The sequence below is a fragment of the Halomonas sp. SIMBA_159 genome, from assembly GCF_046536035.1.
GTDB classification, from domain to species: Bacteria; Pseudomonadota; Gammaproteobacteria; order Pseudomonadales; family Halomonadaceae; genus Vreelandella; species Vreelandella venusta_A.
Genome location: NZ_JAWJBT010000289.1, coordinates 1 through 304, shown reverse-complemented (window position 1 = coordinate 304; position 304 = coordinate 1). Strand labels below are relative to the sequence as shown.

1 protein-coding gene is annotated in these 304 nt (G+C 52.0%); it reads right to left on the bottom strand.

Annotation, left to right across the window (positions count from 1 at the left end):
- On the bottom strand, positions 1 to 226 hold a 226-nt coding region (locus tag R0J87_RS19340), incomplete at its 3' end, for a beta-propeller fold lactonase family protein (RefSeq protein WP_498888270.1).
- Positions 227 to 304 lie beyond the last annotated feature (78 nt).

Below are 304 nucleotides of genomic sequence, written 5' to 3'. Positions count from 1 at the left end.
CTTTTTGAGGATTCAGCCAATAGGCAACCACTTCCCCATTCCCGCTTTCGCTGACGGCCGTGAAACTCGTGCCATTTGGATGAACCGAGAGGAATGAAGGGCGTTCCACTCCGGGAATCTCTGCTTTTTTCGCCAATTCCCCCGTGGCAGGGTCCAATTCCCAAAGCGTGATGCCTGCTTGTTCGGCCGTTGCGTAAGACCCGCTTATTATGTATGTACTGCTCATCCTATCCCTCCTTTTCATTGATTCCGCGCCACTCTTCTCAGGCTGCGGCGCAAAGTTTCGGTATATTTTCACTTTCCC